Annotated in this window: 13 protein-coding genes; 8 read left to right on the forward strand and 5 right to left on the reverse strand. The window is 67.7% G+C overall.

Going from position 1 to position 12,655, the window contains the following annotated elements; translation table 11 throughout:
• Positions 1–44: 44 nt before the first annotated feature.
• The 3 genes from IL252_RS04110 (at position 45) to IL252_RS04120 (ending at position 4,068) form a co-directional block, all read left to right on the forward strand.
• Positions 45–593 (forward strand): nicotinamide-nucleotide adenylyltransferase, encoded by a 549-nt coding sequence (locus IL252_RS04110; RefSeq protein ID WP_208626870.1) that lies wholly within the window; start codon positions 45–47, stop codon positions 591–593.
• On the forward strand, positions 593–1,357 hold the full coding sequence (locus IL252_RS04115; RefSeq protein ID WP_208626872.1) for an S-adenosyl-l-methionine hydroxide adenosyltransferase family protein: 765 nt from the start codon (positions 593–595) through the stop codon (positions 1,355–1,357). The genes IL252_RS04110 and IL252_RS04115 overlap by 1 nt, the downstream gene beginning before the upstream one ends.
• A gap of 287 nt (positions 1,358–1,644) precedes the next feature.
• On the forward strand, positions 1,645–4,068 hold the full coding sequence (locus IL252_RS04120) for a DUF5059 domain-containing protein (protein WP_208626874.1): 2,424 nt from the start codon (positions 1,645–1,647) through the stop codon (positions 4,066–4,068).
• 210 nt (positions 4,069–4,278) lie between these two features.
• Here IL252_RS04120 and thsA read toward each other — a convergent pair whose 3' ends face one another.
• Positions 4,279–5,841: a thermosome subunit alpha gene (gene thsA, locus IL252_RS04125; RefSeq protein ID WP_208627372.1), complete on the reverse strand. Its 1,563-nt coding sequence runs from the start codon at positions 5,839–5,841 to the stop codon at positions 4,279–4,281.
• 162 nt (positions 5,842–6,003) lie between these two features.
• On the opposite strand from thsA, the gene IL252_RS04130 reads away from it, so the two are divergent.
• The gene (locus IL252_RS04130) at positions 6,004–6,813 is read left to right on the forward strand and encodes an amidohydrolase family protein (RefSeq protein ID WP_208626876.1); all 810 of its coding nucleotides are present in this window, start codon (positions 6,004–6,006) and stop codon (positions 6,811–6,813) included.
• 26 nt (positions 6,814–6,839) lie between these two features.
• Here IL252_RS04130 and IL252_RS04135 read toward each other — a convergent pair whose 3' ends face one another.
• Both IL252_RS04135 and IL252_RS04140 read right to left on the reverse strand, forming a co-directional pair.
• Positions 6,840–7,760: a glycosyltransferase family 2 protein gene (locus IL252_RS04135; protein ID WP_208626877.1), complete on the reverse strand. Its 921-nt coding sequence runs from the start codon at positions 7,758–7,760 to the stop codon at positions 6,840–6,842.
• Between the two features lie 83 nt (positions 7,761–7,843).
• Entirely contained in the window at positions 7,844–8,548 is a 705-nt protein-coding gene (locus IL252_RS04140) for a class I SAM-dependent methyltransferase (protein ID WP_153554199.1), read from the reverse strand.
• A gap of 217 nt (positions 8,549–8,765) precedes the next feature.
• Here IL252_RS04140 and IL252_RS04145 point away from each other — a divergent pair, with 217 nt between their 5' ends.
• From IL252_RS04145 to IL252_RS04155, 3 genes are all read left to right on the forward strand, one after another.
• Positions 8,766–9,035, forward strand: coding sequence for a helix-turn-helix domain-containing protein (locus IL252_RS04145; RefSeq protein ID WP_018256205.1), 270 nt, complete (start codon positions 8,766–8,768; stop codon positions 9,033–9,035).
• 109 nt (positions 9,036–9,144) lie between these two features.
• The gene (locus tag IL252_RS04150; RefSeq protein ID WP_208626879.1) at positions 9,145–9,921 is read left to right on the forward strand and encodes an MBL fold metallo-hydrolase; all 777 of its coding nucleotides are present in this window, start codon (positions 9,145–9,147) and stop codon (positions 9,919–9,921) included.
• Between the two features lie 36 nt (positions 9,922–9,957).
• The gene (locus tag IL252_RS04155) at positions 9,958–10,647 is read left to right on the forward strand and encodes a YkgJ family cysteine cluster protein (protein WP_208626881.1); all 690 of its coding nucleotides are present in this window, start codon (positions 9,958–9,960) and stop codon (positions 10,645–10,647) included.
• On the opposite strand, the gene IL252_RS04160 is transcribed toward IL252_RS04155, so the two are convergent.
• Positions 10,644–11,054 carry a TRAM domain-containing protein gene (locus tag IL252_RS04160; protein WP_208626883.1) on the reverse strand — a complete coding sequence of 137 codons (411 nt, stop codon included), beginning with the start codon at positions 11,052–11,054 and terminating at the stop codon, positions 10,644–10,646. The two genes, IL252_RS04155 and IL252_RS04160, sit on opposite strands and share 4 nt — an antisense overlap.
• 149 nt (positions 11,055–11,203) lie before the next feature.
• On the opposite strand from IL252_RS04160, the gene IL252_RS04165 reads away from it, so the two are divergent.
• The gene (locus IL252_RS04165) at positions 11,204–11,611 is read left to right on the forward strand and encodes a hypothetical protein (protein ID WP_208626885.1); all 408 of its coding nucleotides are present in this window, start codon (positions 11,204–11,206) and stop codon (positions 11,609–11,611) included.
• A 63-nt stretch (positions 11,612–11,674) separates the two neighbouring features.
• Here IL252_RS04165 and IL252_RS04170 read toward each other — a convergent pair whose 3' ends face one another.
• On the reverse strand, positions 11,675–12,589 hold the full coding sequence (locus tag IL252_RS04170) for a M48 family metallopeptidase (RefSeq protein ID WP_208626887.1): 915 nt from the start codon (positions 12,587–12,589) through the stop codon (positions 11,675–11,677).
• Between the last annotated feature and the right edge of the window lie 66 nt (positions 12,590–12,655).

The following is a 12,655-nucleotide window of genomic DNA, read 5'->3' on the forward strand; positions in this document are numbered from 1 at the left end:
GGCCACTCGTCGGGTTTATCATTTCCGACACCCAGAGATGGGGTATGCGGGGTTTCTACATCGGTCGATTCCAGCCGTACCACAACGGCCACCACACGGTCGTCGAGGAGATCGCGACCGAGGTCGACGAACTCGTCTTGGGGATCGGAAGCGCGGGCGACTCCCACACGGACCACGATCCGTTCACTGCCGGCGAGCGGATCATGATGATCACGCGCGCGGTCCGCGAGTTCGAGCGCGCGAACGACCTGGTCACGTACGTGGTCCCCATCGAGGACCTGAACCGCAACTCGGTGTGGGTGAGCCACGTCCAGAGCATGTCGCCGACCTTCGACGTGGCCTACTCCAACAACCCGCTGGTGATCCAGCTGTTCGAGGAGGCGGGCATCGAGGTCCGACAGTCGAAGATGTTCGACCGGGAGCGGCTGGAAGGCAGTGACATCCGGCAGGCGATGATCGAGGGGGACGCGTGGCGCGAACGCGTCCCCAACGCCGTCGTCGAGACGATCGAAGAGGTTCACGGCGTCCAGCGGATCCGGACCGTCGCCAAAGACGACGTGGTCGAGCGCTGGGAAGCCGGTGACGACGAGTGATGATCACGCTCAGTAGCGACTTCGGTTCGCCGTACCCCGCAGCGATGAAGGGCGTCATCCTCCAGGACAGCGACGCGCGCATCGTCGACGTGAGCCACGAGTTCCCCCGGCAGGACGTTCCCGGCGCGGCGTTCTGGCTCCGGGAGGTGCTGCCGTACTTCCCGCCGGCAGTCCACTGTGTCGTGGTCGACCCCGGCGTCGGGACCGACCGGGCGGCGATCGTCGTTCGGGTCGGCGACCACGCAATCGTCGCGCCGGACAACGGCGTCGCGCTCCCGGCCGCCAGGGCGATCGCGGACGACGGTGACGTGATCGAGGTCTTCGAGATCGAGACCGACGAGCCGGCGAGCGCGACCTTCCACGGTCGGGACGTGTTCGCGCCGATGGCGGCCGTCGTCCACGAGACCGGTGTCGACTCTCTCCACGAGGTCGCGGATCTCGTCCGAGCCGACGGCTACGAAGCGCTCGCCTTCCCGGAGCCGACCGTGAGTCAGACCGGTGCCAGCGGCGCAGTACTCGTCGTCGACGGGTTCGGGAACGCGATCACGAACGTGCCGGGCGAGGCGATCGAGAGCCGGTTCGGCCAGCAGGTCCGGATCAACGGCGAGCCCGCACCGGTCAGACGGACGTACGCGACGGTGGAACCGGGCCAGCGACTCGTCACCGTCGGGAGCCACGGCAACGTCGAACTCGCGGTGAATCGCGGGCGCGGGGACGAGGGCTTCCGCGTCGACGCTGGCGATCGAGTGGAGCTGTCGTACTAGTTTTAGGCACTCCGAAAAACCGACAAGCTTATTACTTTTAGGCTGTCCTAAACAAATGCGTGGGTCGTCGACGGTCGTGATCGTTCCCTGGTTCCGGGAACACACTCCGTGGAGACCGTCGAGCCCCACCGTCTCAGGTCCCAGTTGCATCGTCGGCCACCGTGGCCATACCCTGGCGGCTGTGGGCATCGCTGCCGCCACCGTCTGTCCCTCTATCCATCACCCCCAGTTTTTAGGCTCGCCGAAAATTCGACGCCCTTATGTACTTTAGGCGTGCCAAAACACGTATGCAACACAGAAGAGACGTGCTTGCGAGTCTCGGCGTCGCACTGTCGACCGCACTTGCCGGCTGTTCGGAAGACACCGACGGCGAGACCGTCAGCGAGAACAGCGACGAGGCGACCGAGACGGACCAGACAGGGTCGAGTGGCCCCGAACTCGGGGCTTCGGCCCAGCTAAACGTCTACCGCGCCCGGCTGTTCGACGCCGTCGCGCTCGGTCGTGCCGGCCAGACCGCCGCGGGGGCCTCGGTCGCCGAGTCGATCTTCCAGCGGTTCGAGAACGCGACCGGGGAGTACGGCGCTCACGAGACCCTCGAACGGACCAGCGAGTCGGCCTACGAGGGATTCGAGAGCGCACTGGGCGAACTCCGGTCGACGCTGGAAGACGGCGACACCGACGCCGCCGCCGAGGCCGCGACGACGGCCAGCGACCGGCTCCAAATCGCCCAGCAAGCCCTGATCGGCAACGACGCCACGCGTGCGCTCGACGCGCTCCTCCTCGGGAGCCGCGCCGCCAACGCCCGAGTGCTGGGCGAGGCGGGCCACTTCGAGGCGGCGGCGACCGTGGCCGCCGAAACCACCGAGCGGTTCGAAGACACGCTCGTCCACGGCGCGCTCGAAAACGCCGACGAGGGTGCCTACGAGGACTTCGAGTCCGGGCTGGCGTCGATCCAGCGCGCCGCCAGCGAGGGAGACAGCGAGGGCGTGACCGACGCCGTCGCCGCGGCCCAGTCGGCGGCGGTGGCGGGTGCCTACGCGCTGGGCACCGAGTCGATCGCCGGGACCGGGCACCTCGCAGCGATGCAGGCACAGGGGTACGACGCCGCGGCGCTCGCCGGTCTCGGCGGCCCGAGCGAGGCGCTGGCACACGCGACGACGCTGACCACCTACCGGGCGCGGATCCGGGACGCGGCGTGGCTGGCCGACGCCGACGAGGGATCGACGGCGGGAACCGTCGTCGGGAACGTCTTCGCGGACTTCGAGGGTGCGCGTGCCCACGAGGCGCTGGAAGAAGCCGACCACGAGGCCTACGAGGGGTTCGAGAGCGGCCTGGAGTCGCTCCAGTCGGCCGTCGAGAACGGCGAGGGCGTCGACGACGCCGTCGCCACGGTGGACGAACACCTCCGGACCGGCGTCGCGACGCTGGCCGGCGATCACGCCCCGGTCCTGCAGGCCGGTTTCTTCCGGGCGCGTCTCGCCGACGCACGCGAACGCTACGAGCGAGGTGAGCCCTCGGTCGCCGCGTCGATCTCCCAGGAGCTGTTCGAGCGTTTCGAGGCCGACGAGCTCGGGTTCCACGAGACGCTCGAAGAGACCAGCGAGGACCTCTACCACCGCTTCGAGGAAGAGCACCTGGCCGGCCTGATCGAGGCCTACGAGAACGACGACAGCGAGGCGATCACTACCCACCACGAGGGCGCGCTCGACGCGCTCCTAGAGTTCGAGGCCACGACCGGGGACAGCGTCGCGAGCGCGGCCGAGACCGCGTACTTCGTCGCTCGCGGATTCGACAGCGCCACCGTCGCCACGCTGGGTGACAGCGAGCGCGCGGCGACGATCCCACGAGATGCTTTCGAGCACTTCGAGAGCGGTGCAGCGGGCTACCACGAGGCACTGGAACACGCCGACCACGAGACCTACGAGACGTTCGAGTCCGATCTGGGCGCGATCCGGTCGACCGCGGAGTCGGGCGGCGACGTGCGCAGTGCCGTCCAGACGTTCGTCGGCACCGCGATCGACGGCGTCTACGCCATCGTCGGCGCTGCCGGCGGCTCGAACGGCGCGGCCGCTGGTGCCATCGTACAGGACGTGTACGCGACCTTCGAGGAGGCCCGCGTCCACGAGACACTGGAAGAGGCCGACCACGAGGCCTACGAAGGATTCGAGGCGGCGCTGGAAGCGTACGCGGGCGGCCTGGACGGCGAGGGCGACGTGCCCGTCGGTCGCCTCGCAGACGCGACGCTGCGCGCACAGTTCGCCGTCGCCGGTGCGCTCGACGACGCTCCCGTCAGCCAGGACGGCGAGGGGAGTGCCGAGACGGCGGAGACCGAATCGTCGCTGGAAGGCGGTCCGAACGTCGTCGAGGGCGTCCCGGACGACGCCGACCACGTCGTCTCGATGAAAGCAGTGGCCTTCGAGCCGGCCGAGGTGACCGTCTCGGTCGGCGATACGGTCGCCTTCGAGCACGTCGCCGGTGAAGCCCACAACGTGGTGGCCCGAGAAGAGGAGCTCCCGGGGGACGCGAGCTACTGGGCCTCTGGTGGCTTCGACTCCGAGACGGCCGCAGTCGAGGGGTGGGACGACGGGAACGGTGCCGTCCAGTCGGGCCAGTCCTACGTCCACACCTTCGAGACGGCCGGCGAACACCCCTACTACTGTGTCCCCCACGAGATGGCGGGTATGGAAGGGACTGTCGTCGTCGAGGAGTAACGCGGTCGCACTCTGTTTTATACTGCCGGCTGTCACTTCGTGACGAGCTTCGCCACCCCGCGGTGGCGAAATCGGTCACAGATGTACAGCCGGTAGTAGTAGCCACACGACGCCAGTGCGGTCGGCGTGGCTGGCAGCTCGATTCCGACGACAGCTGCCGCTACTCCGACAGTCGAAGAAAAAATCGAAGGTGGTCGTCGACGGGCGTCGTTACGCGTCCGAGGAGATGACGTCGTCGATCCGGGCGATCATCGTCGCGGCCTCGGTCGCGCTCTCGACGGCTTCGCGCTTGACTGCGGCGGGGTCGAGCACGCCGTAGTCGACCGGGTCGTCGATGACGCCGGTCTGGCCCTCGCTGATGATGCCTGCGATGCCCTCACTCTCGTGTTCGGCGCGCAGGTCGACCAGCGCGTCGATCGGGTCCATGCCCGTGTTCTCCGCGAGCGTGCGCGGGATCACGTCGACGGCGTCGGCGAAGGACTCGACGGCGAGTTGCTTGCGGCCCTCGATGGACGCGGCCTCGCTCCGGATGTGGTCCGCGATGGCGATCTCGGAGGCACCGGCACCGGGGACGACGCCGCCCTTGTCGAGTGCAGCGACGACCACGTCGAGCGCGTCGTTGAGCGCGCGTTCGAGTTCGTCCGTGACGTGGTCGGTCCCGCCGCGCGCGAAGATCGTCACCGTCTCGGAGCTGGCACCGCCCTGCACGAAGGCCAGTTCCTCGTCGCCGTACTTCTGGACGCTCACGTCCTCGGCCTCGCCGAGGTCGTCGGCCTCCAGCGTGTCGACGGAGCCGACGCGGCTCGCGCCGGTGGTGTGGGTCACGTCCTGGAGTTCGTCGCTGTCGACGCCGTCGAAGGCGACGATGCCCTCCTTGGAGAGCTGTGCGCCGACGCGGTCGTCGACGTCACCGGAGACGAACACGACGTCTGCGCCGACCGCGGCGATGGCCTCGGCGTAGCTCGACAGCTCCTCCTCTTCGGCCTCGATGGCGGCGTTGAGCTGGTCGACGCTGGAGACGTTGTACTCGGCGTCGATGTTGCTCTCCTGGACTTCGAGGTCGGCGTCGATCACGGCGATGGTCGCGTCGGCGACCGCGCTCGGCATGTTGCCGTGGACCGGCTCCTCCTCGATGATGATGCCCTCGACGAGCTCCGTCGCAGAGGAGGACGAGCCAGCCTGGCTCCGAATCGCGATCTGGTCACGCGTCGAGCCGGGGCCGTCGGTCGCCTGTCGGACGGCGGCAACGACGGTCTCGGCGAGTGCGCTGGCTTCCACGTCGCCGGTGCCCTTCCCCGTCATGGAGGACTCGGCGACGCTGGTCAGCGTCTCGTCGTCGATGTCGACGTCCAGCACTTCGCCGTCGATGGCTTCCTGGGCGAGCTGTGCCGCCTCGTGGTAGCCTTCGACGATCGTCGTCGGGTGGACGTCGTCTTCGAGCAGGTCCTCGGCCTGTGTCAGGAGCTGACCGGCCAGGACGGAGGCCGTCGTGGTGCCGTCGCCGACCTCGTCTTCCTGAGTCTCGGCGACTTCGACGATCATCTGGGCCGCGGGATGCTCGATGTCCATCTCGTCGAGAATCGTCGCACCGTCGTTGGTGATGACGACGTCGCCCGAGTCCGAGACGAGCATCTTGTCCATGCCACGGGGGCCGAGTGTCGTCCGTACGGACTCGGTAACTGCCTTCCCGGCGGCGATGTTCGAACTCTGTGCGTCGTCTCCTTGCGTACGCTGGGCGTCCTCGTCGAGAATGAAGAGAGGCTGGCCACCCATGCGTCGCTGGCCGGACTGTGACATTGTTGTATACCTCACTTATGTGTCGTTAGCGGTTCTATATAAAACCATCGGTAGGGAGAGAGGCCTCGATGACGCTCGCCGCCGCCGAATCGGCCGGACCGTCAACGCTTTACTACCCGAACCCGCCACGTTAGTGCAATGCTGGAGCTGGAGCACGGGTTCCGGGTCGTCGACGTACACGCGCGACTGGAGCCCGAGGCGTCGCGGCGTCCACGGGAGGGGATGGGTGAGCCCGAACGGCTGGAACGCGAGATGCACCAGGCCGGGGTCGTCCGTGCCGTCGCGTACTCCGACTACCGCGAGCAGGGCTATCTGAAGGCGAACAACGCCGTGGCCCGGATGACCGTGGGCCGTCCGATGGTCGCGTTCGCACGCGTCGACGGTGCCCGCGATCCGGGCGCGGGGGCCGGCTCCCGGCTCAGGAACATCACGGCCTCGCGCGAGGAGTACCACACCTCGCCCGAAGACATCGAGCAGTACGCGTACGACGACCGATTCGTCGGGTTCAAGCTCCACCCCGCCAGAGACGGCCTCCCCGACGAGGCCGTCCTCGAAGAACTCGCCGCCGTCGACAAGCCGATCCTGGTGCACGGCGGCGAGGAGTTCCCACCGAGCGCCGTCGAAGAGCACTTCCTGCAGTACGATCTGCCGGTGATCGTCGGCCACTTCGGCGCACACCCGCTGCGGCGCGACCTGATGCACGAGTCGATCGACCTCCTCGAACAGTACGACCAGTGCTACCTCGAAACGAGCGCGGTGCGGTACCGGGACCCCCTGGAGCGAGCGATCATGGAACATCCGGATCGAGTCTGCTTTGGCAGCGGTGCGCCCAACGTCCACCCGAACGTCGCCGTCATGGAGATTCTGACCCTCGACGTGCCCGAGGACGCGATGAAGAAAGTCTTCTCGAACAACCCCGCTCGCGTCATCGAAGAACTCGCACCGTAGCGCCGGGAGCCGCCGGCCAACGTCGGTTACGCCGTCGGGCCGTCGTCGCGGTCGTCGTACACCTCGACGGCGCGGTCTCTGCGTGCGGACCGACCGTTCGGATTGCGCCGCGGCGGGGCGTCGTGCCGACGGGCCGTGACGCCGTCTTTCCCCCCGAGAACGGTGCCACGAAGGACGCGCCGACCGGTCCCGAGCCACTGTGAGGGGTCGGCCTCGCCACGGATCACGTCCAGCAGCGAGTCGACGGCGTCGCGGCCGGCGTGGGCGACGACACGCCGTGCGACGGTCGGGCGGACGCCGTAGTTTTTCACCAGCCGATAGGTCAGCGACTGGTACTTGGCGTGCCAGTCTTTCTGTCGGATCCCGCCGTCGGCCTCGAACTCGCTGCGGACGCACATCGCGCTCTCCCAGGTCACCACGTGGTCGCTCTCTGCCAGCCGGTGGGCCAGATCGCGGCTCCCGCCGATGCCGAGGTACTCGTCGAAGCCGTCCAGTTCGTCCAGCACGTGGCTGGCGAACGCGACGTTACCGGGGTTGAAGTAGGTCACGTCGCGCCCCGCGATCGTCCGTTCTTCCGGAGCCTCGGTCGTCATCCCGGCCGGGAGCTTGCGGTGGGTGGGTCCGGTGACGACGGCGGCGTTGCCCAGCGCATCGGTCACCGCGTCGAGCCACCCTTCTTCGATCGAGAACGAACGGTCGAGGAGTGCAACGGCGTCCCCGGTCGCGCGGTCGATACCCGCGTTGCGCGCCGTGTTGATGGTCCGGTCGGCGATCTCGACGAGCACCTCCACGTCGTCGCGCGCTCGGACCATTCCCGTGGTGCCGTCGGCCGACGGGCCGTTGACCACGATGGTCTCGGCGTCGGGGACGTGGGCTGCCAGGGTGTCGAGACACCGTGACAGCTCTTCCCGACCGTTGAGTGTCGGGACGACCACGGAGAGATTCATGGGCCAACCACGACGCTCGAAGGTCTTAAAGATCACCGAATGACGGCCGGTATTTCGGAGTATCCGTCCGAAGACGGGCGGAATTAAACGCGCGTGTCCCAGTAGGAGACCGACGCGACCTTGTCGCCGACGGGACTCGCGCCGACGACCTCGTCGATCGAGCGGAAGCCGGACGCGAGATCGTTCGGAATCTTCCGGTAGAAGCCGTAGGGGAGGACGAAGTCGTGTGCTTCGCCGGCCAGTTCGAGCCCCGCGCCGTCGAGGAGTCGGTCGACCTCCCACCGAGAGTAGAGGCGCGATCCCATCGGGAGCGCCCAGTTGTACAGCGATCGCAGCGAGAAGCGGTTGAACGTGTCGAAAAAGACCTGGTGCTTGGAGACCCGGCGCATCTCTGCGAGGAAGGAGGCCGGCGTGTCCGCCAGGTGGAAAAAGCGCATGGCGACGACGGTGTCGAAGTGGTCGTCGGGGAAGGGCAGTCGAGCGGCGTCGCCACGCATGAACTCCACGTGGTCGTCGACGCCGGCCGATTTCGCCTTCTCGCGGCCCTGTGAGAGCATCGGGCCGGAGATGTCCAGGCCGACGATGTCGGCACCACGGTCGGCCAGCATCGCGGTGAAGCGCCCGGTTCCACAGGCTACTTCGAGCACGGACTTGTCGTCGACCGGACCGATGGCGTCGAGGACCGCTTCCTTCTCGCGACGGTCGATGAGTTGTCCGCCACGAGAGAAGCGCTTCGACTCGTACTCCTCGGCGACATCGTCGGTCTGGTACCACTCCTGCCCTTTCACGGTATCGGGTGATGGCTACCCGGGGATAAAACGGTGCTGTTTCACTGTAGTGTACCGTCGGACAGACAGATTGGCCACAGACGGCGGGCAGTTCTGGCGGCGGCCAGCGTGGCACGCGTCAGAAAATATAAGGAGTCATTATACACACTGTAGACTTCCTATTGTATGGTCATACATATAGCCAAGTTTTACCAGTACCCTCGGGGGAGTAGCGTGTATGAGCACGATTCAGGAGGAGACGAAGCCCGCGGCGTTCACCCAGACGGAGTTTCGCGAGCAACTCCGCGAACTCCCGCCGAGCGCGAAGCTCGTCGCGAAGGTCCTGGAGACCGACGCACCGCTGTCCCAGGGGCAACTGGCCGAGGCGTCGCTGTTGCCCGACCGGACGGTCCGCTACGCGTTGAACCGACTCGAAGAGTGTGATCTGGTCGACTCCCGGTACAGCTTCAACGACGCCCGCAAGCAGGTCTACTTCCTCACCAACTGATTTCATACGGTTTATTGTAGTTGCTTACCGGTGATCGTCTGCTCCGTGGCGACGATCACCGGTAAATCGCTACAATAATCCGTATCCGTCGCTCCTCCCTGGGGTGGGTATGGAGCGGATCAGCGTCCCCGTCGCGACGCGCGCGCCGAGCGGACAGACGAACGCGTACGTCCTCGGGCGCGACCGTGCAGCCGTGATCGACCCGTGTGCTCGCCACGAACGCGTAGACGACGCGCTGGCGTCACGCTCGCTCGCTCACGTCCTCGTCACGCACCACCACCCGGACCACGTCGGCGGTGTCGCCGACTACGCGGCCGAACACGACGCCACGGTGTGGGCGCGTCGGGGCCGTGAGGCGGCTTTCGAGGCCGCGACCGGCGTCGCGCCCGACCGGACGTTCACCGGCGGCACGGAGATCCCGGTCGACGACGACCAGCTGCGAGTCGTCGAGACGCCGGGTCACGCGCCCGAACACGTCGCCTTCGCGACCGACGACGGGCTCGTCTGTGGCGACCTGGCCGCGGCGGCCGGCAGCGTCGCCGTCGGAGCACCGGAGGGGGAGATGCGAGCCTACTGTTGCTCGCTGCGGCGCGTGATCGCGCGTGCGCCCGACCGACTCTTCCCCGGTCACGGCCCCGTCGTCGACGACGCGGACGAGACCTGCCGTCGCCTCCTCGCACACCGGCTCGATCGCGAGCGCCGGGTCGAGGCGGCCGTCGCCGAGGGGAGCGAGACGCTGCCGGCGATCACCGACGCGGCCTACGACAAGGACATCGAGAGCGTGCGAGACCTCGCCGAGGCGACCGTCGCCGCCCACCTCGAAAAGCTCGCCGTCGAGGGGCGCGTCGCGTGGGACGGCGAGCGCGCACGGCCACCGTCGGCGTGACGCGGCCCTTTTGTCCGACCGGCCCGAACAGCGTGTGTGACGCTGGAATCGGACCTCGAACGGGCGCGAGCACTCGACGTGAGCGGGCTGGCCGACGCGATCGAGTCGATCGGCTTCGAGTGTACGCGCTGTGGAGAGTGCTGTACGGCGACGGAGCCCGCGGTCGAGCCCGCCGAGGGCGACGCCGCCGAAGAGACGGAGAGCGAGCCCCACACGGCGACGATCTTCCCCGACGAGATCCGACAGCTGCGCGACGACGGCAGGGACTTTCGAGACGTGGCCCGCCCGATGCCCTACGGGCTCTCGGAGACCGAGGACGGCGTCGAGGGCGAGACCTTCGAGTGGGCGCTCCAGACCGACACCTGTGGCGACTGTACCTTCTACGCCGAGGACGACGGCGTCGGAGCCTGCACGGTCCACGAGGACCGGCCGCTGATCTGTCAGACCTACCCGTTCTCGGTAGCGCTGGACAACACCGTCCAGCCGATGGGAGAGGCCGTCGACGAGGCCGGACTCGTCCGCGCCCACGAGTGTGAGGGGCTGGGTCGAGACATCGCGCGCGAAGACGCCGAGGAGCTGGCCGCGACGCTCAAAGAGCGGGCGATTCGCGAACTGGAAGAAGCCATCGCAGTGAGAGACAGCTACGAGCCGGTCGAGCGCGCGGACGGCGAGGTAGTCGTCTACGACTCAGAAGGAGCGAAACGGCCCGACGGCACGCCCCGCTAGACGGTCTCGTCGATGATCTCGCCGACGGCGAAGTTCGACTTGACCTCGCTGACCTCGACCTTGACGCGCTCGCCGATCTCGGCGCCGGGGACGATGATCACGTAGCCCCGTTCGACGCGGGCGATGCCGTCGCCTTGCTTGCCGATGTCCTCGATCTCCACGTAGCGGATCTCGCCCGGTTCGACCGGGGGCTGGGGCTCCGAAGACGGCGTCTGGGACGGCTGTGGCGACGGGTCCTCGCTCTCCTCGCTCGCTTCGTCGGCCCGGATCAGCGCGACCCGATACGTCTCGCCCGGATCGACGGATCCGGTGTCGACCTCCCGCTGTGGGACCTCCACGGTGTAGCGGTCGCCCTCGTCAGTGATCTCCGCACTAAACAGACACAGTAGTTTCTCCGAGATTTCCAAGGCTGTAGACCTCCGCTTTCCGTATGTACATCCATTAATAAAGTATTTGTCGTCGATTTCAGGAGCGACTGCCCTCGCTCGCACCGAACGTCGGGGCGTCGGGAGGAACTATTACGTACGATGGCTCGGTAACTACAGCTGTAATACCTATGTCTCGGATCACGAAGGCGCTCTCGCTGCTCGGGACGCTCGTCGCGGTCGTGACCGTGTTTACGCCCGCGCTGTACGCGGTCAGTCACACACAGGCGCTGGCGAACGTGTTGCTGGGCCAGTTCGCCGCGATGACGATCGGCTACACGGCGTATCGCATCGCGTCGGGGAAGCGCCCGACGCTCCGACCGGCGCTGATCGGCCTGCTCTGTGGGCTCGGGATCGCGATCTCGCCCGTGGTGCTCGTCCCGGTCACCGGTTTCACGACGGTGACGATGTTCGGCGGCGGGTTCGTCGCCGCGATCGGTCTCTACGGCGTCGTCGCGAGCCAGTTCGGCGAAGACGAGGATCGGATTCCGGACCTGTCGGCAGAGCGCAGTCCCGACGAGAGCCTGAAGGCAGCCTGATACTGTCGCCGGCCGTCCCCGCTCCCGGAACGACTGCGCTGGACACGGTGACGGCCGGCGGTGTCAGTCGTCCCGAAGCGTTTCGAAATCGACGCCGTACCGTGCGAACCGACGGGTCAGCGGCGGGTGTGTCGCGGTGACTCGCGCGACCAGCCCGCGCCCCTCGCCGGTCGCGGGAGCGGCGAGCGTCCCGTCCGCCACCGAAGCCTCGTTGCGGGCGGTCGTGACGCCCAGGAGCCCCCGGCAAAACGCGTTCGCGCCGACGATGGCGACCGCTCGGTCGTCGGCCTGTCGCTCTTCGAGACGCCGTCCCATCGCGATCAGGGCCAGCGGGAGCAGTACCACCCCGAGACTCCCGGCGAGGTAGTACAGCTGTGGGAGTGGGGTGCGCCGGAAGACGCCGGCCCCGACGTAGACGGCGAGTCCGACCAGCGACAGCGCGGGACCGAGATGCTGTCCGGCCACGACCCAGAACACCGCGGCCCCGACGACGTGGGCGACGGGATCACGGCTGTCGAGCCAGTCGATGTGACCGCCGTCGAGGTGCGCGAGTTCGTGTCCGACCACACCCCGGAGCGCCTCCCGGTCGAGGTCGTCGACGATCCGTTCCGAGAGGAGCAAGACCGGCCCGTCTCCGCCCTGGAGGACGGTGACGCCGGGTTCGGGCGACGCCTCGACGACGACGCGAGGCGTCGAAACGTCCACTCGATCGGCCACGTCGGCCACCAGTTCACGGAGGGGGCGGTCGGCCGGTCGACCCGTCTGCGCTGCGGTGTCGAGGATCCGGCGACGGGTGAGCCTGCCGACGGCGCGTTCCAGCCCGACGCTGCCAGCGACCAGCGCCGCGACGACGACCGGCTGGAGACCGGTGAGCCAGCACGCTGTCACGGCAGCGAGGAGACACGCGACCAGCGCGCCGTCGACGAGACGGCCGGCGGTCTCGGTCCCGAGGGTGTCGGCCAGGATCTTCTCGACCATCGAACGCCGGAACGTAGGGCTCCCGCGAGCAAATACGTGCGGGTCGGGCTCGTGGTTCCGACGGGT

This window comes from Halomicrobium sp. IBSBa (assembly GCF_017612575.1).
In the GTDB taxonomy this organism is placed as follows: Archaea; Halobacteriota; Halobacteria; order Halobacteriales; family Haloarculaceae; genus Halomicrobium.

Coding starts and splice junctions, on each gene's coding strand:
- IL252_RS04110 (WP_208626870.1), top strand. CDS start 45: ATGCGGGGTTTCTACATCGGTCGATTCCAGCCGTACCACAACGGCCAC.
- IL252_RS04115 (WP_208626872.1), top strand. CDS start 593: ATGATCACGCTCAGTAGCGACTTCGGTTCGCCGTACCCCGCAGCGATG.
- IL252_RS04120 (WP_208626874.1), top strand. CDS start 1,645: ATGCAACACAGAAGAGACGTGCTTGCGAGTCTCGGCGTCGCACTGTCG.
- thsA (WP_208627372.1), bottom strand. CDS start 5,841: ATGGGTGGCCAGCCTCTCTTCATTCTCGACGAGGACGCCCAGCGTACG.
- IL252_RS04130 (WP_208626876.1), top strand. CDS start 6,004: ATGCTGGAGCTGGAGCACGGGTTCCGGGTCGTCGACGTACACGCGCGA.
- IL252_RS04135 (WP_208626877.1), bottom strand. CDS start 7,760: ATGAATCTCTCCGTGGTCGTCCCGACACTCAACGGTCGGGAAGAGCTG.
- IL252_RS04145 (WP_018256205.1), top strand. CDS start 8,766: ATGAGCACGATTCAGGAGGAGACGAAGCCCGCGGCGTTCACCCAGACG.
- IL252_RS04150 (WP_208626879.1), top strand. CDS start 9,145: ATGGAGCGGATCAGCGTCCCCGTCGCGACGCGCGCGCCGAGCGGACAG.
- IL252_RS04165 (WP_208626885.1), top strand. CDS start 11,204: ATGTCTCGGATCACGAAGGCGCTCTCGCTGCTCGGGACGCTCGTCGCG.
- IL252_RS04170 (WP_208626887.1), bottom strand. CDS start 12,589: ATGGTCGAGAAGATCCTGGCCGACACCCTCGGGACCGAGACCGCCGGC.